Annotated in this window: 25 protein-coding genes; 20 read left to right on the top strand and 5 right to left on the bottom strand. The window is 66.7% G+C overall.

Features of this window, described 5'->3' with window-relative positions:
• Positions 1-76: 76 nt before the first annotated feature.
• Both rfbG and rfbF read right to left on the bottom strand, forming a co-directional pair.
• The gene (gene rfbG, locus PMI14_RS07550; RefSeq protein WP_007852243.1) at positions 77-1174 is read right to left on the bottom strand and encodes a CDP-glucose 4,6-dehydratase; all 1098 of its coding nucleotides are present in this window, start codon (positions 1172-1174) and stop codon (positions 77-79) included.
• Between the two features lie 2 nt (positions 1175-1176).
• On the bottom strand, positions 1177-1959 hold the full coding sequence (rfbF, locus tag PMI14_RS07545; RefSeq protein ID WP_007852240.1) for a glucose-1-phosphate cytidylyltransferase: 783 nt from the start codon (positions 1957-1959) through the stop codon (positions 1177-1179).
• Between the two features lie 326 nt (positions 1960-2285).
• On the opposite strand from rfbF, the gene motA reads away from it, so the two are divergent.
• From motA to PMI14_RS07500, 9 genes are all read left to right on the top strand, one after another.
• A complete protein-coding gene (motA, locus tag PMI14_RS07540; protein ID WP_007852238.1) occupies positions 2286-3146 on the top strand; it encodes a flagellar motor stator protein MotA in 861 nt (286 codons plus the stop codon).
• A 12-nt stretch (positions 3147-3158) separates the two neighbouring features.
• Positions 3159-4091, top strand: a complete 933-nt coding sequence (gene motB / locus PMI14_RS07535; protein WP_007852236.1) for a flagellar motor protein MotB — start codon at positions 3159-3161, stop codon at positions 4089-4091.
• Positions 4092-4163: 72 nt separating this feature from the next.
• Complete coding sequence (cheY, locus tag PMI14_RS07530) at positions 4164-4550, top strand: chemotaxis response regulator CheY (RefSeq protein WP_007852233.1); 387 nt, start codon at positions 4164-4166, stop codon at positions 4548-4550.
• A 4-nt stretch (positions 4551-4554) separates the two neighbouring features.
• Entirely contained in the window at positions 4555-5184 is a 630-nt protein-coding gene (locus tag PMI14_RS07525; protein WP_007852231.1) for a protein phosphatase CheZ, read from the top strand.
• A 172-nt stretch (positions 5185-5356) separates the two neighbouring features.
• Positions 5357-6520: a flagellar biosynthesis protein FlhB gene (locus tag PMI14_RS07520; RefSeq protein WP_007852230.1), complete on the top strand. Its 1164-nt coding sequence runs from the start codon at positions 5357-5359 to the stop codon at positions 6518-6520.
• Positions 6517-8592, top strand: a complete 2076-nt coding sequence (gene flhA, locus PMI14_RS07515; RefSeq protein WP_007852229.1) for a flagellar biosynthesis protein FlhA — start codon at positions 6517-6519, stop codon at positions 8590-8592. Before PMI14_RS07520 ends, flhA begins: the two co-directional genes overlap by 4 nt.
• Positions 8589-10139, top strand: a complete 1551-nt coding sequence (flhF, locus tag PMI14_RS07510) for a flagellar biosynthesis protein FlhF (RefSeq protein ID WP_007852228.1) — start codon at positions 8589-8591, stop codon at positions 10137-10139. Before flhA ends, flhF begins: the two co-directional genes overlap by 4 nt.
• The gene (locus PMI14_RS07505; RefSeq protein ID WP_007852227.1) at positions 10132-10938 is read left to right on the top strand and encodes a hypothetical protein; all 807 of its coding nucleotides are present in this window, start codon (positions 10132-10134) and stop codon (positions 10936-10938) included. The genes flhF and PMI14_RS07505 overlap by 8 nt, the downstream gene beginning before the upstream one ends.
• 4 nt (positions 10939-10942) lie before the next feature.
• Positions 10943-11659: an RNA polymerase sigma factor FliA gene (locus tag PMI14_RS07500; RefSeq protein ID WP_007852225.1), complete on the top strand. Its 717-nt coding sequence runs from the start codon at positions 10943-10945 to the stop codon at positions 11657-11659.
• Positions 11660-12161: 502 nt separating this feature from the next.
• On the opposite strand, the gene PMI14_RS07495 is transcribed toward PMI14_RS07500, so the two are convergent.
• The 3 genes from PMI14_RS07495 to flgA form a co-directional block, all read right to left on the bottom strand.
• Entirely contained in the window at positions 12162-12548 is a 387-nt protein-coding gene (locus tag PMI14_RS07495; RefSeq protein ID WP_007852223.1) for a hypothetical protein, read from the bottom strand.
• 51 nt (positions 12549-12599) lie between these two features.
• Positions 12600-12929 carry a flagellar biosynthesis anti-sigma factor FlgM gene (flgM, locus tag PMI14_RS07490; RefSeq protein ID WP_007852220.1) on the bottom strand — a complete coding sequence of 110 codons (330 nt, stop codon included), beginning with the start codon at positions 12927-12929 and terminating at the stop codon, positions 12600-12602.
• 92 nt (positions 12930-13021) lie between these two features.
• Positions 13022-13765, bottom strand: coding sequence for a flagellar basal body P-ring formation chaperone FlgA (flgA, locus tag PMI14_RS07485; protein WP_007852217.1), 744 nt, complete (start codon positions 13763-13765; stop codon positions 13022-13024).
• Between the two features lie 214 nt (positions 13766-13979).
• Between flgA and PMI14_RS07480 the strand changes: the two genes are divergently transcribed.
• The 11 genes from PMI14_RS07480 to flgK all read left to right on the top strand — a co-directional run bounded on the left by PMI14_RS07480 (position 13980) and on the right by flgK (position 24122).
• Entirely contained in the window at positions 13980-14471 is a 492-nt protein-coding gene (locus PMI14_RS07480; RefSeq protein WP_007852214.1) for a flagellar basal body protein, read from the top strand.
• Positions 14472-14504: 33 nt separating this feature from the next.
• Positions 14505-14909: a flagellar basal body rod protein FlgC gene (gene flgC, locus PMI14_RS07475; protein ID WP_007852213.1), complete on the top strand. Its 405-nt coding sequence runs from the start codon at positions 14505-14507 to the stop codon at positions 14907-14909.
• An 18-nt stretch (positions 14910-14927) separates the two neighbouring features.
• The gene (locus PMI14_RS07470) at positions 14928-15581 is read left to right on the top strand and encodes a flagellar hook assembly protein FlgD (RefSeq protein ID WP_007852212.1); all 654 of its coding nucleotides are present in this window, start codon (positions 14928-14930) and stop codon (positions 15579-15581) included.
• Positions 15582-15641: 60 nt separating this feature from the next.
• Positions 15642-16922 (top strand): flagellar hook protein FlgE, encoded by a 1281-nt coding sequence (flgE, locus tag PMI14_RS07465; RefSeq protein WP_007852209.1) that lies wholly within the window; start codon positions 15642-15644, stop codon positions 16920-16922.
• A 31-nt stretch (positions 16923-16953) separates the two neighbouring features.
• Positions 16954-17694, top strand: a complete 741-nt coding sequence (locus tag PMI14_RS07460; RefSeq protein ID WP_007852208.1) for a flagellar basal body rod protein FlgF — start codon at positions 16954-16956, stop codon at positions 17692-17694.
• A gap of 27 nt (positions 17695-17721) precedes the next feature.
• Positions 17722-18504 (top strand): flagellar basal-body rod protein FlgG, encoded by a 783-nt coding sequence (gene flgG, locus PMI14_RS07455; protein WP_007852207.1) that lies wholly within the window; start codon positions 17722-17724, stop codon positions 18502-18504.
• 40 nt (positions 18505-18544) lie between these two features.
• Positions 18545-19258 carry a flagellar basal body L-ring protein FlgH gene (locus PMI14_RS07450; RefSeq protein ID WP_007852206.1) on the top strand — a complete coding sequence of 238 codons (714 nt, stop codon included), beginning with the start codon at positions 18545-18547 and terminating at the stop codon, positions 19256-19258.
• Between the two features lie 86 nt (positions 19259-19344).
• Positions 19345-19974 carry a hypothetical protein gene (locus PMI14_RS07445; protein ID WP_007852204.1) on the top strand — a complete coding sequence of 210 codons (630 nt, stop codon included), beginning with the start codon at positions 19345-19347 and terminating at the stop codon, positions 19972-19974.
• Positions 19975-20099: 125 nt separating this feature from the next.
• Positions 20100-21254 (top strand): flagellar basal body P-ring protein FlgI, encoded by a 1155-nt coding sequence (locus PMI14_RS07440; RefSeq protein WP_007852203.1) that lies wholly within the window; start codon positions 20100-20102, stop codon positions 21252-21254.
• Between the two features lie 2 nt (positions 21255-21256).
• Entirely contained in the window at positions 21257-22177 is a 921-nt protein-coding gene (gene flgJ / locus PMI14_RS07435; RefSeq protein WP_007852200.1) for a flagellar assembly peptidoglycan hydrolase FlgJ, read from the top strand.
• Between the two features lie 16 nt (positions 22178-22193).
• Positions 22194-24122: a flagellar hook-associated protein FlgK gene (flgK, locus tag PMI14_RS07430; protein ID WP_007852198.1), complete on the top strand. Its 1929-nt coding sequence runs from the start codon at positions 22194-22196 to the stop codon at positions 24120-24122.
• Positions 24123-24261: the final 139 nt, after the last annotated feature.

Genomic DNA, 24261 nt, shown 5'->3' with positions numbered 1-24261 from the left:
CCCCGGCTGTCCGGGAGCGGCTGGCGCTGCACGCCCACCAGGCCTGCCAGCGGCGTGGGCTCCACGGTGAAACGGCTCACGCTACAACCTCCGGGGAGGTGCTGCTGGCACCACGGCAGGCCTGTTCATACGCCTGGATGTCGGCCACGCACAGGGCACGGGCATCGGCGCCCGCGTGGTGGTCCCGGTACCAGGCCATGGTGCGGCCCACGGCCTCGGGCAGGGCCCAGCAGGGGGCAATCTCCAGCCGATTGCGCGCCAGCGCAGTGTCCAGGGCCAGCAGGCCCGCCTCATGGGGGTTCCTCGCATCGCTCTGGTAGCGCACGGGGGCCGCAGGGTAGGCGGCCCGCGCCATCTCGATGACGCGGCCCACCGTGGCCGCATCCTGGGGCGCCGGGCCGAAGTTGTAGGCGCCGGCATGCCCGGGCTGTTCCCACAGCACCTGGGCCAGGCGCAGGTAGGCGGCCAGCGGTTCCAGCACATGCTGCCAGGGTCGCGTGGCATGGGGATTGCGCAGCACCAGGGTCTGGCCGGCCGACCAGGCGGCAGCGGCATCGGGCAGAAGGCGCTCCGGTGCCCAGTCGCCGCCGCCGATCACGTTGCCGGCACGGGCGGTGGCCACGGCCACACCCTGCGCGGACAGGAAGGCATCGCGGTAGCTGGCGGTCACGATCTCCGCCGCGGCCTTGCTGGCGCTGTAGGGGTCGTGCCCTCCCAGCGCATCGTCTTCGCGGTAGGGGTAGACCCATTCGCGGTTGCGGTAGACCTTGTCGGTGGTCACCACCAGCGCCACGCGCACGCCGGCCAGGCCGCGCAGTGCATCGAGCACATGGGCCGTGCCCATGACGTTGGTGGCATAGGTATCGAGCGGTGCGGCATAGCTGGGCCGCACCAGCGCCTGTGCCGCCAGGTGCAGCACGATGTCCGCGCGGGCCGCCTGGATGAGGGCCGCCGTGGCCGCCGCATCACGCACGTCGCCGAGATGGCTGTCCATGCCCTGCGCCACGCCGGCCAGTGCGAACAGGCTGGGCTCGGTGGCCGGCGGCAGGGCCATGCCGGTGACCTGCGCGCCCAGGCGCTGCAGCCACAGGGCCAGCCAGCTGCCCTTGAAGCCCGTGTGCCCCGTGAGCAGCACGCGCTTGCCGCGCCAGAAGTGGGGGTCGGGCAATGCCATGCTCACCAGCACTTCCAGGGCGCGCGGCCGCTCTGCCAGAGCTCTTCGAGCAGGTTCTTCTCGCGCAGCGTGTCCATAGGCTGCCAAAAGCCGTGGTGTTCGAACGCCATCAGCTCGCCATCGCGCGCCAGGCTCTCCATGGGCGCCGCCTCCCAGGGCGTGGCATCGCCCTCGATGCGGTCCAGCGCCTCGGGCGACAGCACGAAGAACCCTCCATTGATCCAGCCACCATCGCCGCGCGGTTTCTCGACGAAGCCGCTCACGCCCTCGCCCTTGCCATCGCCATCGCGCACCAGGGCGCCATAGCGGCCGGGGGGCAGCACCGCCGTCACCGTGGCCAGCTTGCCATGCGCGGCATGGAAGGCGAACTGGGCGGCCATGTCGAGGTCGGCCACCCCGTCGCCATAGGTGAAGCAGAAGGGCTCGCCCGTCGGCAGGTACTCGCGCACGCGCTTGAGGCGCCCCCCCGTCAGCGTGGACTCGCCGGTGTCCACCAGCGTCACGCGCCAGGGCTCGGCATGGCGGTGGTGCACTTCCATGCGGTTCTCGGCCATGTCGAAGGTCACGTCCGACATGTGCAGGAAGTAATTGGCGAAGTACTCCTTGATGATGTAGCCCTTGTAACCCAGGCAGATGATGAAGTCATTGACCCCATGGGCGGCATAGGTCTTCATGATGTGCCACAGGATGGGGCGCCCGCCGATCTCGATCATGGGCTTGGGGCGCAGATGCGACTCTTCGGAGATGCGGGTGCCCAGGCCCCCGGCCAGCAACACGGCCTTCATGGTCGGCACTCCAATGCCGCGTGGGTATGCTGGCCTGTCTTCATATGTAGATCACCTGTGTCCATGGGGTCTTGCCGAAACTGCCGTGTGAAAGCCCTACTATTGCGCAGCATAAACACTGCCGGAGTTTCCGAAATCGGGAAAACCGACGGAAAAACCACGCAACCCGCCCAACCGGGCGAAGTGATGGGCGCTTTACCGCTTGCTCGCGGGACTGGTTCGCGCACAATCAGATACAGTGAAACCAGCGATACGGCCTGGTGCCGTGTTTCCACCGCAACCGCCCCAGCCCCGCCTGGCGCCCGCCAAAAACAAACTGAATCAGCATGTTCGTCATCATTGGCTACGTCGTCAGCATGGTCTGCATCTTCGGTGTGTACATTGTGCACGGCGGGAACATCCAGGTGATCCTGAAGGCCCTGCCGTTCGAGCTCATCACCATTGGCGGCAGCGCCATGGGCGCCTTCGTGGTGAACAACCAGCCCAAGGTGCTCAAGGCCACGCTCAAGGCCGTCCCGGCCGCCCTCAAGGGCTCCAAGTACACCAAGGCGCGCTACATGGAACTGCTGGCCATGCTCTACGACATCCTGCAGAAGGCCCGCAAGGAAGGCCTGATGGCGATCGAAAAGGATGTGGAAACCCCCCATGAGTCGGAGATCTTCAAGAAGTACCCCACGGTGGGCAGCGACCACCATGTGATCGAGTTCACCACCGACTACCTGCGCATGATGGTCTCGGGCAACCTCAACTCCCACGAGATCGAGGCCCTGATGGACAACGAGATCGACACCCACCACCAGGAGGCCCATGCCCCGGTGGCGGCCATCGCCCGGCTGGCCGGCGCCCTGCCCGCCTTCGGCATCGTGGCCGCCGTGCTGGGGGTGGTGAACACCATGGGCTCGGTGGGGCAGCCCCCCTCGGTGCTGGGCGGCATGATCGCCTCGGCCCTGGTCGGCACCTTCCTGGGCATCTTGCTGGCCTACGGCTTCGTGGAACCCCTGGGCGGACTGATGGAACAAAAGACCGAAGATGCCGCCAAGGAATTCCTGTGCATCAAGTCCACGCTGCTGGCCAGCATGCAGGGCTACAACCCCGCCACCGCCATCGAGTTTGGCCGCAAGGTGTTGTTCTCCACCGACAGGCCGACCTTCGCGGAACTTGAGGGACACGTGAAGGGCAAGAAGTAAGCACCCACCACCATGGCAGAAAAGAAGCTCCAGCCGATCATCATCAAGCGCGTCAAGAAGGGCGGCCATGCCGTCCATGGCGGCGCCTGGAAGATCGCCTATGCCGACTTCGTGACGGCCATGATGGCCTTCTTCCTGCTGATGTGGCTGCTGGGCTCCACTGCCAAGGGGGAGCTGCAGGGTATTTCGGCCTACTTCGCCTCGCCGCTCAAGGTGGCCATGACCGGCGGCGACGGCGCCGGCAACAGCTCCAGCGTCATCCCGGGCGGCGGCAACGACCTGTCCAAGGTGCACGGCCAGGTGCGCCGTTCCGACTCCGACCCCGACAAGGACCGCCGCGCCAGCATCGACAACGCACGCGCCGAGCGCGCCAAGCAGGACCAGGAGCGCATCAAGGCGCTGCAGGCCAAGATCGATGCCCTGATCACCGAAAACCCGCGCCTGAACGAGTACAAGTCGCAGATCCGCATCGATGTCACGCCCGACGGGCTGCAGATCCAGATCGTGGACGACCAGAATCGCCCCATGTTCGACAGCGGCAGTGCGCTGGTGAAACCCTATATGCGCGACATCCTGCGCGAGATCGGCGCCGCGCTGGGCGGGGTGGAAAACCGCATCAGCCTGGCCGGCCACACCGATGCCGTCCCCTATGGCAACAGCGAGCGCGGTTACAGCAACTGGGAATTGTCGGCAGACCGGGCCAACGCCTCGCGCCGCGAGCTGGTGTCTGCCGGCATGCCCGACGCCAAGCTGGGCCGCGTGGTGGGCCTGGCCGCCAGCGATCTTCTCGAACCCACGAATCCACGCGCACCCGCCAATCGCCGTATTACCATCACGGTGCTGACCCGCGAGGCCGAAGAACGCCTCCTGGGCAAGGGGACTCCCGCGGCCACCACTCCAGAAGTGCCGACGGAAAAGCGCGAAAATCCAACGACTGGCAGGTGATCGTTACGACTTGTCACCAAACCTGCCACACTTGACAATACAACCAGCCTATTTCGACCGAAAGGGTCCCACGTGACCACAGCCCTTCGCTTCTTGATCGTTGACGACTTCTCCACCATGCGGCGCATCGTCCGCAATCTGCTCAAGGAGAGCGGATTTGCCGACGCCGACGAGGCCGAGGACGGCGTCGCCGCCTTGAACAAACTGCGCAACAGCAAGTTTGACTTCGTGGTGACGGACATCAACATGCCCAACATGAATGGTTTCCAGCTTCTCGCGGAAATCAAGAAAGACGACAAGCTCAAGCACCTTCCGGTACTGATGGTGACCGCCGAAGCCCGCAAGGAAGACATCGTCGCGGCCGCCCAGGGCGGAGCTGCCGGCTACATCGTCAAGCCCTTCACCAAGGCCACGCTGGAGGAAAAGGTCCTGCTGATCCTCAAGAAAATGGGAATGTGACGCCATGGAAACACCTGACGCCCCCCAGGGTGAGCCCACGGCCGACGTTCACCACAAGATCGGTCTGCTGACCCGCCAGTTGCACGATTCGCTCAACGAGCTGGGCTATGCAGACAAGCTGCGCGGATCCATGGGTGAGCTTCCGGACGCCCAGAGCCGCCTGTCCTACATCGCCCGCCTGACGGGCGAAGCGGCCGAAAAGGTGCTCACTCGGGTCGAACAGGCCAAGGCCCAGCACGACTTCATCGCGGCCGAGACGCGCCGCGTGGTGACCTCCCTGGTGAAAGACCCCGTTGCCGCCGTGGCCAAGGGCGAGATCATGAACTTCCTGACCGACGTGGAACGCGTCACCAGGGAAGCCGATACGCACCTGACCGAAATCATGATGGCGCAGGATTTCCACGACCTCACGGGCCAGGTGATCGCCCGGGTGGTCAACCTGGCTGCCACCATCGAGGAGCAACTGGTCCAACTGCTGATCCAGACCGCTCCGCCCACCGCCAACGTGCCCGCCGCGCTGGTGGAGCCCCCGCGCGAGCACCTCGCCGGCCCCGTGGTGGACCCGGACAACACCCCCGACGTCGTGACCGACCAGTCCCAGGTGGACGACCTGCTGGCCAGCCTGGGCTTCTGACCCCGGCTTTCTACCGGCCCGGCGCAGCAGCGCCAGCCGATGCCCGCGCACTCCGCGCCGCGCGGCGCCACTGAACAGGTACGAGGGAAAAGGGGCCTGCAGCCGCCCTTTATCCGTCTTTAGATTTCCGGGTCGCTCACGACAATGGCAGGACACAAGTTGTCACGCCATCATGGAATCCAGCCAAGAAAAAAGCCTACCGGCGTCCGAACGCAAGCTGCAGAAAGCGCGCGAGGACGGACAAGGTGCGCGCTCGCGCGACCTGTCGCACCTGGCCATCCTGGGCGCGGGCGGTGGCGCCATGCTGGTCCTGGCCCCGACACTCATGGAACACCTGCAGCAGGCGATGAGCCACCAGCTGGTGTTCAACTCCAACACGGTGATGGCGCCCACCACCATGCTGGACCGCCTGCGCACCATGGTCATCGTGGGCCTGGTCGCCAGCACCGTGTTTGCGCTGCTCACCAGTGGCGCCGCACTGCTCAGCGCCATCGGCGCCGGCGGCTGGATCTTCAGCATGAAGCCCATCAGCCCCCAGTTCAACCGCCTGAACCCCCTGTCGGGGGTGGCGAACCTGTTCTCCAAGCAGCAGATGGCCAACGTGGCCAAGATGGTCCTGATGACGGCCATCATCTCCGCCGTGGCCTGGCACTACATGGCAGGCAGCATCGAGCGCGTGGCCATGCTGGTGCTGCAGCCCTCTCCCATGGCCATCCGCCAGATGTCCGAATGGCTGGTCTCCGGCGTCAGCCTGATGCTGCTGGTGGTCTTCATGGCGGCGCTGATCGACGTGCCGCTGCAGGCCTTCTTCTTCAAGTCGCGCCTGAAGATGTCGCACGAAGAGGTCAAGCAGGAGCACAAGGAATCCGATGGCGACCCGCACACCAAGGGCCGCATCCGCCAGAAGCAGCGCGAAATGGCCGATGGCGCCAGTGTGGCCGCCGTTCCCAAGGCGGACTTCGTGGTGATGAACCCCACCCACTACGCCGTGGCGCTGAAGTACGACGACAAGACCATGGCCGCCCCGCAGGTGATTTCGCGCGGCACCGACCTGGTCGCCATGCGCATCCGCGACCTGGCCAAGGCCCACGACGTGCCGGTGCTGCAGTCGCCCATGCTGGCCCGCGCCCTGTACGCCCACGCCGAGATCGACCAGGCCATTCCCGCCACCTTGTACGCCGCGGTGGCCCAGGTGCTGGCCTATGTGTACCGCCTCAAGGCCGCGCTGCGCGGCGAGGGGCAGATGCCCGATGCGCTGGTCGACCCCCATGTCCCGCCTGAGCTCGATCCGCTGAACAAGCCCTCCCCGTCCACCGTGCAAGGCACCGCGCCATGAACAACTTGAACTCCCTTCGGCAATGGGCAGGCAGCAACAGCTCCGCCCTGCAGGGCATGTCGGCGCCGCTGCTGGTGGTGGCCATCCTGGCGCTGATGGTGCTGCCCATCCCGCCCTGGATGCTGGACACCTTCTTCACCCTGAACATCGCCGTGGCGCTGATGGTGATGATGGTCTCGGCCTACATGGTCCGGCCGCTGGACTTCGCGGCCTTTCCCTCGGTGCTGCTGCTGACCACGCTGATGCGCCTGTCGCTGAACGTGGCCTCCACCCGCGTGGTGTTGCTGGAAGGCCACACCGGCCCGGGTGCCGCGGGCGCCGTGATCGAGGCCTTCGGCCACTTCCTGATCGGCGGCAACTTCGCCGTGGGTCTGATCGTGTTTGCGATCCTGGTGGTGATCAACTTCGTGGTGGTGACCAAGGGTGCCGAGCGCATCGCCGAAGTCTCGGCCCGCTTCACGCTGGACGCCATGCCCGGCAAGCAGATGGCGGTGGACGCCGACCTCAATGCCGGCCTGATCGACGAGAAGGAAGCCAAGCGCCGCCGCGCCGAAGTGTCCGAGGAAGCCAACTTCTTCGGCTCGATGGACGGTGCCTCCAAGTTCGTGCGCGGCGATGCCGTCGCCGGCATCCTGATCCTGTTGATCAACATCATCGGCGGCTTCGCTATCGGCGTGCTGCAGCACGACCTCTCGGCCAAGCAGGCCGCCGACAGCTACATCCTGCTGGCCATCGGTGACGCCCTGGTGGCCCAGATCCCAGGCCTCTTGATCTCGGTGGCCGCCGCCATGGTGATCTCGCGCGTGGGCAAGGAACAGGACATGGGCCGCCAGATCGTGCAGCAGCTGTTCATGTCGCCCCGCGTGCTCGGCGTCACGGCCGGCATCCTGATTCTGCTCGGCCTGATCCCCGGCATGCCCCACCTGGTGTTCCTGGTGACCGGTGGCGCCCTGGGCTACTGGGCCTGGACCCTGTACCAGCGCCAGCAGGTCCCCGAGGAAGCCCCCCCACCGCCCCCCGTGGCCACCGACGGCGAAGCCACCTGGGACGACCTGCAGCCCGTGGACCTGCTGGGCCTGGAGCTGGGCTACCGCCTGATCACGCTGGTGGACAAGAGCCGCCAGGGCGACCTGCTGACCCGCATCAAGGGCGTGCGCCGCAAGTTTGCGCAGGAAGTGGGCTTCCTGCCCCCGGCCGTGCACGTGCGCGACAACCTGGAACTCAAGCCCAGCGGCTACCGCATCACGCTGCGCGGCGTGGTGGTGGGCGAAGGCGAGGCCTTCCCCGGCATGTTCCTGGCGATCAACCCCGGCGGCATCACCACACCGCTCATCGGCACCCCCACGACCGACCCGGCCTTCGGCCTGCCCGCGCACTGGATCGACGACCGGCAGAAGGAAGCGGCGCAAATGGCCGGCTTTACGGTCGTTGATTCGGAAACCGTGATGGCGACGCATTTGTCACACTTGATGCAAGTGCAGGCAGCCAAGTTGCTGAGCCGCACTGAAACCCAGCAACTGGTGGAACACGTCGCCAAGCTGGCCCCCAAGCTCATCGAAGAAGTCGTCCCGAAAATGGTCTCCATCGCCACGTTCCAGAAAGTCCTCCAGCTGCTGCTGGAAGAGTCTGTGCACATCCGCGATATCCGCACCATCATCGAGACCCTGGCCGAGCATGCCGGCGGCATCTCCGACCCCGTGGAACTGGCGCGCCGCGTGCGCATCGCCCTGTCGCCGGCCATCGTGCAGCAGATCTACGGCCCGACCCGCGAGCTCAACGTCATCGCCATCGAACCCGGCCTGGAGCGCCTGCTGGTGCAGGCCCTGGGCAACACCGCCAGCCCGGCCCTGGACCCCGGCGTGGCCGACATCCTGACCCAGAAGGCCGCCGAAGTGGCCCTGCGCCAGGAGGAAATGGGCCTGCCCGCCTGCCTGCTCGTGCCCGACCAGATCCGCAATGCGATCTCCCGCCTGGTGCGCCGCGTGGCGCCCCGGCTGCAGGTCCTTGCCCACAGTGAAATTCCCGAGACCCACACCATCCGCATTGGGCCCATCCTCAAAGGTGCATCATGAACATCAAACGCTTTCACGCTGCCACGTCCCGTGAAGCATTGGCCAAAGCACGCATGGCCTTTGGCGAGGGCACATTGATCCTGTCCAACCGCCCCACGGCCAACGGCGTGGAGGTGATGGCCACGGCGGAAGACACGCTCTCGTCGCTGGACAACAACAGCGCAGCCGCCGCCAGGCAGCCGGCACACAGCGCCCCTTCGTCCCTGGTGCAGGCCAGCCAGCGCCAGCAGCAACAGCAGCAACAGCAGCAGTCGCCGCAGCCCCGTGCCGCCCAGTCGTCCGCCCTGAACCGCAACCCGGTCGAGGAAGACACCGAGCAGCTGGCCATGAGCACCCTGTCCTTCCAGGACTATGTGCGCGAGCGCATGCTGCGCCGCCGCCATGAGGCGATTGCCGGCCCCTCGGACCCCGTGCCCATGATGCAGCGCAGCCGCGACCGCGCCGAGGAGCTTGCCCGCGAGCGCCCCGCCGCCCAGGTGGCGCGCCACAACCCGCTGCGCTCCATCCCCATGGACCTGCCCGAGCCTGCCCCCCGCAAGCCGCAGCAGCGCCACCACCACCAGGAAGCGCCGGCCCTGTCCAACGCGCAGGTCAACAACCAGCAGAACCTGATGAACGAACTGCACTCGATGAAGGAACTCATCGAGGACCGGTTCAACACGTTGGCCTGGCTGGGCCAGGCGCGCCAGAACCCGATCCAGTCAAACCTGATGCTGAAGATGATCCGGGCCGGCTACTCGCCCGCCCTGGCCCGCGCCGTGCTCGAGCGCCTGCCCGAGGACCTGTCGGCCGGGGAAGCCGTGCGCTGGCTCATGGAGGTGCTGGAACGCAACCTCAAGACCGATGCGGGCGCCGCCCCCCTGTACGAGCAGGGCGGCATCTTCGCCATGGTGGGTTCCACCGGCGTCGGCAAGACCACCACCACCGCCAAGCTGGCGGCCCTGTGCGCGCGCATCCACGGCCCCGGCAGCGTCGGCCTGATCACCCTGGACACCTACCGCGTGGGCGCCCACGAACAGCTGCGCACCTATGGCCGCATGCTGGGCATCGTGGCCCACCTGGCCCACGACCGTGCGGCACTGCAGGACCTGCTGGGCCTGCTCAGCGGCAAGAAGATGGTGCTCATCGACACCACCGGCGTGGCCCCGCGCGATCCACGCAAGCGCGACATGCTCGACGTGCTGGACCTGCCCCACGTGAACCGCCTGCTGGTGCTCAACGCCGGCTGCCATGGCGACACCCTGGACGATGTGCTGACCTCGTTCAAAACCAACGGCTCGCAGCAGGCCATCCTGTCCAAGGTGGACGAGGCCGTGAAGCTCGGCCCCTCCATCGATGCGCTGATCCGCCACCAGATGGTGCTGCGCGGCGTGACCAACGGCCAGCGCGTGCCCGAGGACTGGGAAGCCGCCGACGCCCACCAGCTCATCGGCACCTCGATGCGTGCGCCGGTCAAGTCGCCGTTCGACCCGAAGGCCAGCGACCTGAATTTCTTCTTTTCGCATTCACCCGAATTGGTAACGGACAGGGGGTTGGTCGATGCTTGATACCGGCTTTCACCAAGCGGCGGGGCTGCAAAGCTTCACCCCGCAAACCGAACTGCGCGTGCTGGCCGTGGCCAGCCAGGAACAGGCCGGCAGCGGCCTCGAGACCCTGTGGCAGGTCTGCGCCAGCCTGCAGCGCATGGGCTACCCGGTGGTGGTGCTCGACGCCACCGGCTACGAGACCGACGAGTCCCCGGGCCTGTACCACCTGCTGCGCCGGGCCCCCTGGCACGACGGCCTGGACCAGGGCGCTGCGGCCTCCTCTCTGGCGGTGATCCCTGCGGCCCGCGGCCTGTGGCAGATCAGCCGGGCCGACCGGCCGGCACATGTCTCGCCGCTGCAGGACATCCAGCCCTACGTGCGCGCCTACAGCATCCTGGTGCTGCACGCACCACCCCCCTTGCTGGGTCAGTTGCTCACCCACACCCGGACCACACCGCTGATGGTGATGGAGGGTGCCGCCGCAGGCGTGCTCACCACCTACAAGAGCCTCAAGCAGATGGCCCAGCACACCGGCCTGGCCTGCACCGTGGCGGCACTGGTGCGGGGTTCGGGCGCGGCCGAACGCCGCAAGACCCTTGCAGCATTGCAGACATTGCAGGACTGCGCCGAGCGCCACCTGGGCGGCCAGGTGCACACTACGGCCGTCTCCACCCAGAATCCCCAGGAGCTGCAGCGCCTGGCCTTGCAACTGCTGGAAAACGCGGGCACCATCAATGGAACGATGGCAGCTGCCACTGCAATTGCATCCAGCAATTTCGCCGGTACGCCGGCAACTGCACACCTCGTTCGGAGCCACTGATCTGATGTACACCGCCAAAGGCCAGCTTGACCGTGATGCGATGATTCGCCAGCACGTGCCCCTGGTACGGCGGATCGCGCACCACATGATCGCCAAGCTGCCTCCCAATGTGGAGCTGGACGACCTGATCCAGGTCGGCATGATGGGCCTGGCGGAAGCCCTCTCGCGCTACGAAGCCGCCCAGGGGGTGCAGTTCGAGACCTTCGCCACCCAGCGCATCCGCGGGGCCATGCTCGATGAGCTGCGCGAAGGCGACTGGATGTCGCGCAGTTCGCGCAAGAGCCAGAAGGACATCGAACAGGCCGTCAACCGGCTGGAGCAGCGCCTGGGCCGCAGCCCGCTCGAATCGGAGATCGCCACCGAGATGGGCATGCCGCTGCCCGAGTACCAGAACCTGCTGGGCCGGGTGCGCGGCACGCAGCTCGTGTACCTCGAGGACATGACGCACAGCAATGACGACGATGACGGTTTTCTCGACCGCCACGTGGGCGACGAGGCGGCGAACCCGCTCGAGATGCTGCGCGACCACCGCCTGCGCTCGGCCCTGGTCACGGCCATCGAGTCATTGCCCGAGCGCGAACAGCACATCATGGGCATGTACTACGAGCACGACATGAATCTCAAGGAGATCGCGGCCGTGCTGGGCGTCACCGAATCCCGCGTCTGCCAACTGCACAGCCAGTCGATCGCACGCCTGCGGGCGAAGATGCGCAGTCACTAGGGCCTGTTCACACTGATTTCGGGGTCGCGAAGACCCTTGCCGGCGTGCCAATCTAGGCGCGCGACGCCGCGTGTGCTCTTGCACACGCAAGGAGCGCAACGACGAGTGGCGCGCCGGCAAGGGCCTTCCCTTCGGGTTGCCCGGCCTGGGGGCCGTCTGCGGCGTTGCCCTCGCTTGCAAGGTGCATACCTTGCTGCGCACGGGCGCCTTGCATCCAGCCCCCAGGCCGGGCAACGCGATCCCCGAAATCAGTGTGAACAGGCCCTAGTACAACCCCCTGAGGCGCTTACGCGCCTTCACCCCTTCTCTCGAATGGCTGCGCCATTCGGGAAGGGGGACGCAGCCGGTGCGGCGGGGCGGCCCTTGCACGGCCGCCCTCGCTTGGGCAGCGCGCTATCCAAGGCCTGCTGCCGGAGCTTGTGCGCCGCAGCGTTTATGTACTAATACAAACGAAGAATTGTGGCCATACAGTGCGGCCTTGCCGCGACTGTAGGCGTGCCGATCAGCCGGCCGAGCGGTAGATCTTGGCCATGCCGGCGGCTTTTTGCTTGCCGCCCAGGCCGTTGCCGTAGGTGGCATTGGCGGAGCTGTCCTGGGAGGGGACGAGCACGGCGGTCTGGCGGTCGGTGATGGCGGCCAGGCGGGCCAGGCTCTCGCGGTGCACCACCAGGGTGGCGGCGATGGCGTCCATGCGGGCCTTGAGGGCGGGGGTGATGCTGCTCACCTGCTGGCGCGACAGGTCCAGCGCATACGAAAACCGCGCTGCCGCGTCGCGCAGCCCGGTGCTTGCTTGTTCGAGGGTGGGGGCATCGGCCTTGAGCAGGGCGGCAGACACCATCTCGATGTGCTGCTCAACGGCCTGCAGGGCGTCTTCCAAAGGCGTGGTCACGGCGGGTCCTGGTGAATGCGGGCCGGTGACGCCTGGAAGAAAAGGGTCACGCTAGCCGCGCGAGCGGGAAAAAATCTCTTGGGCATTGGCCAGCAGCTTGTCGGCAATCGCGCCGGCACTGACCGTGAAAGTACCTTTTTCGATGGCTGCACGCACGGCTGCCACCTTTTTCGTGTCGAAATCGCTGGCCGCGCGGCCAGCAGGGTCCAGGGCACGGGCTGCCGTGGAAACCGTCACAGGCACGCCAGCGGCCTGGGCTGCCGTAGTGCCCTTGGCCACTCCCTCGGGTGTCGCAGGGGCTGCAGCGGGGGCCTTGGCCTGCTTGGCCTGCCCCGTTTGCGCCAGTGCGCCCGGAAGTTCCGGTTGTTGACCTATCTTCATCGCCTTCTCCAGCGCTCCGATGACACGGAGCTCGTAGCAATGTTTTCGACCCTTCGGCGCTGGACTTTAGCTATTTATGCAGGTGGGATGAATCAAAGGGTAACGTCAACCGTCCCATTTTCACCCACAATACCAGAGATCGTGCGGCCATTGTCCATGCGGACTCGCACAGTCTGGCCTACGGCGCCCGCGGTGAGTGCCTGCCCTGCCGAGGTTACCGCATAACCGGGTCCCTGTGCCACCACCCGCACCTGGGCCCCGGCCTTGAAGATGCTCGGCGCGCGCACCATGGGCTGCCGCAGGGCCTGCCCAGCCACCAGGGGGCGTGAGGCGATCTGGCCGACCCATTGGTCGGGATTGGCCACGATGGGGGCGACATCCGCCGCCCAGTCCACCTCGGCCTCGGCGGCGTCGCTGGCGGACAGCACCGCGCCGGAGGCCACGTTGCCCGTCAGCACCCATGCCGGCCCCCAGGCCTTGACCGTGACCGGCAGGAACACGTTCCAGGCGGCCTGCCCCTCCACGCAACGCAGGCCCAGGCGGGTGCGGCCCCACAGCCGCGATCCGGCCGGCAGGTAGGGCTCGACCCGGGCACAGGGCGCCAGGCGCAGCCGGGTGTCCAGCGCACCGATGCTCACCTCCATGCGCAGCGGCAGGCCCGCAGGCTGGTTGCGCGTGATGGCATCGTCCAGCCAGCGCTGGGTCAGGGCGGGCAGGTCGGCAGCCGGGTCGGCCACGGCCTGGGCTTGGGCCACGCCGGTGGCCAGCGCGCATGCGAGTGCGGCCAGCGCTGCACGGCCGGCGGTGGACAACAAGGTGGGAAATGCGGGTGCCATGGGGCGCTCCTGGTGGGTCAACGGGGCCCTGCAATCCGGTGCAACGGCCATTTCACGACCATCACTGTAGGCCCTGTGGCCGCCGCCGAACCCCTGAACTGCGGCCGCAAACGCAGGCTCTTCGCGCTTTAGAAAATCCGGGCGGTTTTCATAATCGAGCCACGCCAGAAAACCGTTTTTGCTGGCAGTTTCGCAACCTGGACGTGAGGCAGACATGCTTGACAAGATGACCAACCGGCTGGACTTCCACGGCAACGCACTGATACTGCGTGCCGAGCGCCAGCGTGCCATCGCCAGCAACATCGCCAACGCCGACACCCCCGGCTACGTCGCCCGCGACTTCAAATTCTCCGACGCGCTGAGCAACGCCACGGGCGAGCGCTCCTCGTTCACCGAATCGCCACGCCGCCTGTCCACCACCACGCTGGGCGGCTCCGGCTACACCAGCGAGCGGCCCACGGTCACCATCGGCACCGATCCGCGGCACATCACCGCTTCCACCGCCGACGCGGGCTCTTCGGCCGAGCTGGGCGGCAAGGGCAAGCTGGCCTATTCGCTGCAGACCCAGCCCGCCCTGGACAACAACTCGGTGGACCTGGACCGTGAGCGCGCCGCCTTCGTGGACAACGCCGTGCGCTACGAAGCCACGCTGCGCTTCATCAACGGCAACGCAAAGACCATGCTCAGCGCCATCCAGGGCCAGTAAGCAGCCCTACCGCGATAGAAGAGGCACCCCACCATGTCCATGTTCTCCATCTTCAACGTCTCGGGCAGCGCCATCAGCGCGCAGTCCCAGCGCCTGAACGTCGTGGCCAGCAATCTGGCCAACGTCGATGCGGTGGCCGGCCCCGATGGCAATGCCTACAAGGCCCGCCAGGTGGTCTTTCGCACCACCAACATGGGCGAGCAGGGCTCGGACGGTGTGCGCGTGAGCGCCATCACCGAAAGCAATGTGCCCGGCCGCAAGATCCACGACCCCAGCCATCCCTCCGCCGACGAACAGGGCTACGTGACCCATTCCAACGTGAATGCCGTGGAAGAGATGGTGAACATGATTTCCGCGTCGCGCTCGTACCAGAACAACGTCGAAGTGATGAACACCGCCAAGACCCTTCTGCTCAAGACCCTGCAGATGGGCCAGTAACCCCGGGAGACCCTCGCCATGATCCTCAGCGCCACCAATGCCGCCACGACCGCCGATACCGCCAATGCCAAGGCGACGGCGGCCAACGACCCTGCCGCCTCCCAGGACCGGTTCCTCAAGCTGCTGGTTGCCCAGCTCAACAACCAGGACCCGATGAACCCGCTGGACAACGCCCAGATGACCTCACAGATCGCGCAGATCAACACCGTCACCGGCATCCAGCAGCTCAACACCACCATGGCCAGCATGGCTGCCCAGTTCAACTCGCTGCAGGTCATGCAGGGCACGACCCTGGTCGGGCGCAATGTGTTGACCGAGGGTTCGGGCATGAACGTGGCCGACAAGGTGGGCAAGGCCGGATTCGAGATTGCCTACCCAGCCACCAAGGTGGAGGTGGAAGTGGTGACCCCCGGCGGCCAGGTGGTCGACACCTTGGACCTGGGTCCCAAGGACGCGGGCCGCCACAATTTCGAATGGGATGCCAGCGCCTACAAAGGCAGCACCGAGGGGCTGCAGTTCCGCGTCAAGGCGGTCAACGGGGCCACCACGCTCGAATACGCCCCGCTCACCCTGTCCAAGGTCACGGCCGCTGGAGCCACCGACGGCCAGCTCGTGCTCACGCTGGCCAACGGCAAGAACATCAACTACAGCCAGATCAAGTCCCTGGTCTGAGGCTGCCCTCCCCCTTCGTCCCCCGACACCTGAACACCACGCCCCCTCAAGGAGAACACCATGGGTTTCCAGCAAGGCCTCTCCGGCCTGAACGCCGCCAGCAAGAACCTGGACGTCATCGGCCACAACATCGCCAACTCCAACACCGTGGGCTTCAAGGCATCGCGTGCGGAATTCGCCGAGATGGTGGCCAATGCCATCGGCTCGGCCGGCGGCTCCAATGCCGGCATCGGCGTGGAAACCGCTGCCGTGGCCCAGCAGTTCACGCAGGGCAACCTGACCATCACCGGCAACAGCCTGGACGTGGCGATCAATGGCAACGGCTTCTTCACGCTGCAGCTGCCTGACGGTTCTTCCGCCTACACCCGGGCCGGCAACTTCAAGCTGGACAAGGTGGGCAACATGGTCACCAACGACAACGCCAAGGTCATGGGCTACCCCATCGACCCGACCACGGGGCTGCGCACCGGCACCGATCCGATTCCCATGGTGTTCCCGACCTCCGAACCGATTCCTGCCAGGCAGACGACCAAGATCACCGCCGCCTTCAACCTCGATGCGCGTGCCACGGACGCCGCGGGCGACCCGGCCGCCACGCCGCCCGTGCCGGCCACGCCACGCGCCACCTACGGCACTTCGATCAACGTGTTCGACAGCCAGGGCGTGGCCAAGCCGGTCAACCTGTACTTCCAGAAGACCGCCACGGACAACACCTGGGACGTGTACGACGCGCTCGACGACCCCACGGCCGTGCCGCCCGTGGTGGCCACGGCCATCGGCCAGATCACCTTCGACAACAACGGCGTGATCACCGGCCCGGCCGCCACGCCACCAGCCACCGGCTTCTCGCTGGCGCTGAACGTGAACCCCACGCCGCCCAACCCGAACAACCTGCCGGCCTACAACGTGGACGTGCAACTGGACGACGTGACGCAGTTCGGCCGCAAGTTCTCGGTGTCCGACCTCTCGCAGGACGGCTATACCGCGGGTGACCTCACGGGCATCAACGTCGAGAACAACGGCATGATCATGACGCGCTACTCCAACGGCGTCACGCGCGCCGAAGGCCAGATCGCGCTGTCGAGCTTCCGCAACACGCAGGGCCTGGCCTCGGTGGGCGGCAACAACTGGGTGGCCACCTTCGAATCAGGCCAGCCCGTCATGGGAACGGCCACGGACGGGAACTTCGGTGCACTGCGCTCGGGCGCGCTGGAGGACTCCAACGTGGACCTCACGGCCGAACTCGTGAACATGATGACCGCGCAGCGCACCTACCAGGCCAATGCGCAGACCATCAAGACGCAAGACCAGGTGATGTCCACCCTGGTGAACCTGCGCTGACCCGCACCTGACCACCTGACCGGAAGCCGCCATGGACCGCATCATCTACACCTCCATGACAGGGGCCAACGCCGCTGCCCACCGGCAGTCGGTGCTGGCCAACAACCTGGCCAATGCGTCCACCAACGGCTTTCGCGCGGAGATGTCCACTTTCCGCTCCGTCCCGCTGCAAGGCGATGGCTCCACCACGCGCGTGTTTGCGCTCGAAGCCACCTCGGGCCATGTCGACAAGCCGGGCCCCGTGCAGCGCACCGGCCGGGCCCTCGATGCCATGGCCGTCGGCAACGCCTGGTTTGCCGTGCAGGGCCTCGATGGCCTGGAAGCCTACACGCGCAATGGCGGCTTCGAGGTTTCGCCCACCGGTGCCTTGCTGACCAACACCGGGCTGCCCGTGCTCTCGGACGGCGGCGGCCCCATCGATGTGCCACCCGGTGCGGAAGTGTCGCTGGGTGCCGACGGCACCCTCACCGCCAAGACCGCGGGCCAGCCACCAGCGGCCATCGGGCGCCTGAAACTGGCCACGCCCACCGCCGAAGACCCGCTCAAGCGCGGCGACGACGGGCTGTTCCGCGCCGCCTCGGGCGAACAGATTCCCAACGACCCCAACGCGCGCCTGCTGTCGGGCGCGATCGAAGGCTCCAACGTGAACGCCGTGGAAACCATGGTCGGCATGATCGCCGCCTCGCGCCAATTCGAGCAGCAGATCAAGATGCTGCAGACCGCGGAAGCCGATGACAAAGCCGCCAGCCAGTTGCTGAGCATCAACGGCTGAACCGCCACCAGCCCCTAGGAAAACGCCATGATCAATTCCCTCTGGATCGCCAAGACCGGCATGGAGGCCCAGCAGACCCAGCTGGACGTCATCTCCCACAACCTGGCCAATGTCTCCACCACCGGCTACAAGCGCGCCAACGCGGTGTTCGAAGACCTGATCTACCAGAACCTGCGCCAGGTGGGCTCGCAGACCACCGAGCAAAGCCAGCTGCCCACCGGCCTGCACCTGGGCCTGGGTGTGCGCACCGTGGCCACCGCCCGCAACTTCATGCAGGGCAGCATGCAGCAGTCCAACAACAACCTGGACGTGGCCATCAAGGGCAATGGCTTCTTCGAGGTCACGCAGCCCGACGGCACCATCGGCTACACCCGCGACGGCTCGTTCCAGCTCGACTCGCAGGGCCGCCTGGTCACGTCCAGCGGCCTGCCCATCGCCAACGGCATTACCGTGCCCCCCAACGCCACCAGCGTCTCCATCAGCGCCGAAGGTGCCGTCACGGCCACGGTGCCGGGCAACACCGCGCCCCAGCCACTGGGCAACATCGCCATGGCCACCTTCGTGAACCCGGGCGGCCTGGAGCCACGCGGCCAGAACCTGTTCATCGAGACCGCCGCCTCGGGCCAGCCCCAGCAGGGCACGCCCGGCACCAACGGCCTGGGCACCATCCTGCAGGGCTACCTCGAAACCTCCAACGTGAACGTGGTGCAGGAGTTGGTGACCATGATCCAGACCCAGCGCGCCTACGAAATGAATTCCAAGGCCATCCAGACCTCGGACCAGATGCTGGCCAAGCTCAGCCAGATGTAAACCGCAGACAGGCCACAAGCCCCTTGCCAGGATTCTTCCCATGACCTTCCTCCACGCTTTCCAGGACGCCCGCGCCCGCCTCCTTGCATGGCCCAGCCTGGTCGCAGCCGTGCTCAGCACCGGCTGCGCCAGCATGTCCCCACCACCGCCCGTGGACATCCTGCCCACCACGCCGCCGCCCCTGGCCGCGGTCATGCCGCGCACGCCGCCACCGGTCACCGGAGGCCTGTTCCACACCGCCAGCTACCGCCCTTCGTTCGAAGACCGGCGTGCACGCCTGGTGGGCGACAACGTCACCATCCAGATCGTGGAGAACGTGACGGCCAGCCAGAAGTCCTCTTCCACCGTGGACCGCACCTCCAAGGTCAGCAGCGGCGTGACGGCGCTGCCGTTCACCGGCCAGAAGTTCACCGACAAGCTGGGCGTGGGCGCCAATTCGGAGAATGCCTTCGAGGGCAAGGGTGGCACGGAAAGCGCCAACACCTTCCAGGGTTCGATCACCGCGACCGTCATCGACGTGCTGCCCAATGGCCACCTGATCGTGGCCGGTGAAAAGCAGATCGGCGTGAACCAGAACGTGGACGTGCTGCGCTTCTCGGGCACGGTGGATCCACGTGCCCTGCAGCCCGGCTCCATCGTCGCCTCCACCCAGGTCGCCAATGTGCGTGTCGAGTCGCGCGGCCGCGGCGCCCAGAACGAAGCCCAGGTGACCGGCTGGCTGGGCCGCTTCTTCAACACCGTAACTCCGTTCTGATACAAAATGTGACCGGGCCTCTGCGGATTGGCTGCTAGCAAGGCGGCCAGCGCAGTGCCCCTGTGCATTCAGATCCGAGGTTCACGATGTCATTTTTCCGCAGCTCCCTGGTGTGCGGCCTCACGGCCCTGGCCGCTGCATTCTCGCCGCTCGCCCAGGCGCAGCCCACCACCTACGCCTACTCCGTGGGCCTGACGGTGGCAGCCCCCAAGGGCTCGGCGTCCGAAGCGGTGTCCAAGAACAAGACACTGCCTGCGGGCATCAAGTTTTCGCCGTGCGACGCGACCGCGCTCGACCAGTTCGCCTTCACCATCAAGTACGACGCTGGCAAGCCCTCGGTGGGGACCACCCCCGGCACGCTGCAGAACGTGTACCTGATCTTCTACCGGGACGGGGGCTTCGTCTTCCCCCTGGTGCGCTCGCCACTGATCACCACCGGAGCGGTGTTCAAGGTGTATGTCGCGCCGGGGAACATCCCGCCGACCGACGCCTACATCGCCACGGCCGACAACCTGGGCGGCGCCCAGACCGAGGTGGTTCTGGGCGGCAACCTCACGCTACACGGGCTGGACTCCGGCATCTGGCTGGTCACGGCCATCATCGCGCCGGCCGCCACGGTCAATTTCGACGACCCGCGCACCTGGAGCGCTTGGGACACCGTGCCGTTCATGCTGCGCAAGCCCTGGAAGGGCTTCACCAACAACTACTGCGAGTGATTTGCAGCGACCTGGCGCAGCCAGGCCGGCGGCAAGGCGCCCGGAATATGTAACCGGGTCCCTCTCCCAAAAGGCAGGTGAATTCGCCTCTTTTTCGGCATTCCCTTGTGCGGCAACCGCCCACAATGAAGCCTATGAAAGCCTCGCCCTCCCCCTTCCTGGCACACCCCCTGCGCGCGCTGTGGCTGTCGGCCATGGCCCTGGCCCTGGTGTGTGCCGCGTGCCCGGCGCATGCGCTGCGCATCAAGGAAATCGCGGCGGTGCAGGGCGTGCGCACCAACCAGTTGACCGGCTATGGCCTGGTCGTGGGCCTGGACGGCACGGGTGACCAGACCACCCAGATGCCCTACACCACGCAGGCCATGTCCAACTACCTGCAGCAGATGGGCATCAGCCTGCCGCCTGGCACGGCCTCGCAGCTGCAGCTCAAGAACGTGGCGGCCGTGATCGTCACGGCCCAGTTGCCCGCCTTTGCGCAGCCCGGCCAGCAGATCGACGTCAACGTCTCCTCCATGGGCAACTCCAAGTCGCTCAAGGGCGGCATGCTGATGGTCACGCCCCTGCGCGGTGCCGACGGCGAGATCTACGCCCTGGCCCAGGGCAACCTGGTGGTGGGCGGTGCCGGCGCGTCGTCCGGCGGCAGCAAGGTGCAGATCAACCACCTGGCCGCTGGCCGCATCCCCCTGGGTGCGCAGGTCGAGCGCTCCGTTCCCACGCCGCTCAACGAGGGTGACACCATCAGCCTGGGCCTCAATGCCTCGGATTTCCAGACCGCCCGCCGCGTGGCCCAGGTCATCAACACCCGGCTGGGCAACGGCCTGGCCACGGCCCTGGACGGCCGCACGGTGCAGGTGCGCGCCCCCAGCGATCCCGGTGCCCGCGTGGGCTTCATCGCCGATCTGGAAGAGCTGCCGTTCGAGCTGTCGGCCCCCGCCGCCAAGGTGGTGATCAACGCCCGCACCGGCTCCATCGTGCTCAACCAGGCCGTGACCCTGGGGCCCTGTGCCATCGCGCACGGCAACCTGTCCATCACCATCAGTTCGCGCCCCGTCATCAGCCAGCCCAATCCGCTGTCGCAGGGGCAGACCGTGGTCACGCAGCAAAGCGACATCAAGATCAACCAGGAGCCGGGCAACATCATCCAGATGCCGCCCTCGCCGCAGCTGGCCGACGTGGTGCGCGCACTGAACACACTGGGCGCCACGCCGGGTGACCTGCTGGCCATCCTGCAGGCCATCAAGGCCGCCGGCGCCCTGAACGCCGAGCTCGAAGTGATCTGACCATGGCCCTCACGCTGCCTTCGTCCTCCACCACCAGCACGTCCAATGCGCTGGCGGCCGACGTTCGCTCGCTGAACGCGCTCAAGTACGAAGCCGGTGCCAACAATCCCCAGGCCACGAAAGAGGCCGCCAAGCAGTTCGAATCGCTGTTCATGCGCGAGCTGATCAAAAGCATGCGCGAGGCCACCATGAAATCCGGCCTGATGGATGGCGCCCAGGGCGACCTGGGCACCGACCTGCTGGACCAGCAGCTGTCGGTGCAGATGGCCGGCCAGCCTGGCGGACTGTCCGAAGCCATCGCGCGCCAGCTCTCGCGCCAGATGGGCGGCCCCGATCCATCGTTCTCCGTGCCCTCCACGGTCAGCCTGTCGCAGATCCAGCGCCCGGCAGCCGCGAAGGTCAGCGCCAGCCCCGCCAGCACCGAAGCCGTGGGCCAGGCCCCCAAGGGCCGCGACGGCTTTGTGCAGCACCTGAGCGGCACGGCCGAGAAGGTCTCGCAGGAGAGTGGCATCCCCGCGAGCTTCATGCTCGGCCAGGCCGGCCACGAGACCGGCTGGGGCAAGAGCGAGATCAAGAACGCCGACGGCAGCAACTCCTTCAACCTGTTCGGCATCAAGGCCGGCAAGGGCTGGACCGGCAAGGTCGCCGAGATCACGACCACGGAGTACATCAACGGCACGCCGCGCAAGGTGGTGGCCAAGTTCCGGGCCTACGACTCGTACGAGGATTCGTTTCGCGACTACGCGCGCCTCATCAAGGAAAGCCCCCGCTATGAAAAGGCGGAGTCCGTGGCGCAGTCCGGCTCGGCCATGGCCTATGCCTCCGCATTGCAGAAGGCAGGCTATGCCACCGACCCCGAGTACGCCAGGAAGCTCAGCGGCGCCATCAACAGCGTGCAGCGTGCGCAACGTGCGCAGGCCTGAGAACACGAGGTAAACCATGAGCTTGCTCAACGTCGGCGCCCGCGCCCTGCTCGCCAACCAGGTGGCCCTGCAGACCGCCGGCAACAACATTGCCAACGTCAACACGCCGGGCTATTCGCGCCAGACCGTGGTGCTGCAGACCGTGCAGGGCCAGTTCACGGGCGGCGGCTACATCGGCCAGGGCGTGGACGTGCAGACCATCCTGCGCAACCAGAGCGAATTGCTCACGCGCCAGTCGGCCACGGCAGGCTCCGTGCAGGCCGGCGACATCGTGCGCGCCGAGCGCCTGCGCCAGCTGCAGGAGGTGTTCAGCGGTGGTGCCACGGGCCTGGGCGCCGCCATCAACGACATGATGAACGCGTTCTCGGACGTGGTGAGCGCCCCCACCGACATCACGGCCCGCACGCTGGCGCTCACGCGCATGGACGAAACCGCCTCGCGCATGCGCTCCGCGGCCGAACGCGTCGACGAAGTCGAGTACACGGTCAAGGAACAGCTGCAAAGCAGCATCACCGCCATCAACAGCCTGGCGGGGCAGATCGCGGCCGTGAACGAGCAGATCGCGCGCGCCAAGGGCAATGGCCAGACACCCAACGACCTGCTCGACAACCGCGACCAGCTGATCCGCGAAATGAACCAGTACGTGCAGACCACGCAGATTCCTGCGGACGACGGCACGATCGGCCTGTTCGTGGGCGGCAGCCAGCCGCTGGTGCTGGGCACCACGCCATCGCAGGTGTCCGTGGACGATGCCACGCAGTTCCCCGGCAGCGGCCAGCTCAAGCTGTTCTTCAACCGCCCGGGATCACCGCCCATCGAGGTGGACGAGAACATGCTCGGTGGCGGTTCCGTCTCGGGGCTGCTGCGCTTCAACAACACCGACCTGTCGGAAAGCCGCAACCTGCTCGGGCGCATGGCCATGGCCATCGGCATGACCATGAACGAGCAGCACAAGCTCGGCCTCACGCTGGACGGCCAGGTGGGCAAGGACCTGTTCAGCATCCCCACCAGCATGCCGGGCCTGACCAACGGCGCCGGCGTGGGCAACGTGACCTTCAGCGACCCGACCAAGTTCGCGGCCTCCGACTACGAGATCCGCTTCACCACCGGCACGGCCGGCCAGGTGGTGCGCCTGTCCGACGGCAAGGCCACGCCCTTCACCGACGCCGCCAACCTGGCGACGCTGGACATCGACGGGCTGACCTTCAACCTCACGACGCCGGGCGTGCCGGGCGACCGCATGCTGTTCCAGCCGTTCAATACGGCGGGGGCCAACATCAACGCCCTGGTGTACTCGCCGCGCGACCTGGCGGCAGCCAACCCGATCAACGCCGCCATGGGCACCACCAATGGCGGCACGCTGCAGCTGTCCGGCCTCAAGGCCACCGACACCCTGGTGACCCCGCCCATCCCGGGCGGCGTGACGCTGACCTTCACGGCCGGGCCGCCCACGACCTACGCCGTGACCGGCTCGACCACGCCCCCATCGGGCACGGCGGGCCTGGCCTATACCTCCGGCTCCACCATCACCATCGATGGCTGGGAAATCAAGCTGCAGGGCTCGCCCAAGACCGGCGATACCGTGCGCGTCGGCAACGCGCTGGACCCCCAGTACGGCGACACCTACACGCGCAATGCCGGCAATGCCACTGCGCTGATGAACCTGCGCGACGTGAAGATGTTCGACGAATCCACGCTCGCCGATGGCTATGCCGGCCTGATGGCCCAGGTCGGCACGCGCACGCAGAGCGCCACCTTCGCCGCCGAGCTGTCCACCACCATCGCGGCCAACCTGGAGCGCGACCGCACGGCCGTATCGGGCGTCAACCTCGACGAGGAAGCGGCCAAGCTGATCCAGTACCAGCAGGCTTACCAGGCTTCCGCCAAAATGCTGCAGATTGCACAAAGCGTCTTCGACACGCTGATCCAAGGGTTGACACGATGACCCCCCTGAGTCGCTTTGCGCCTTGGCCCTTGCGCGGGGCCACTGGCCCCGGCCGCGCCGGTTTCGCAGGCCGTGGGTGGCGCGCAGCAATGTGGAAAACTAAGATGATCCCCCTTGGGAACTGGTCCAGGAGTACGAC

This window comes from Acidovorax sp. CF316 (assembly GCF_000276605.1).
Lineage (GTDB): Bacteria > Pseudomonadota > Gammaproteobacteria > Burkholderiales > Burkholderiaceae_C > Acidovorax.
Note: the sequence above shows the minus strand (reverse complement) of the source record. Positions and strands in the feature narration are given on the sequence as shown.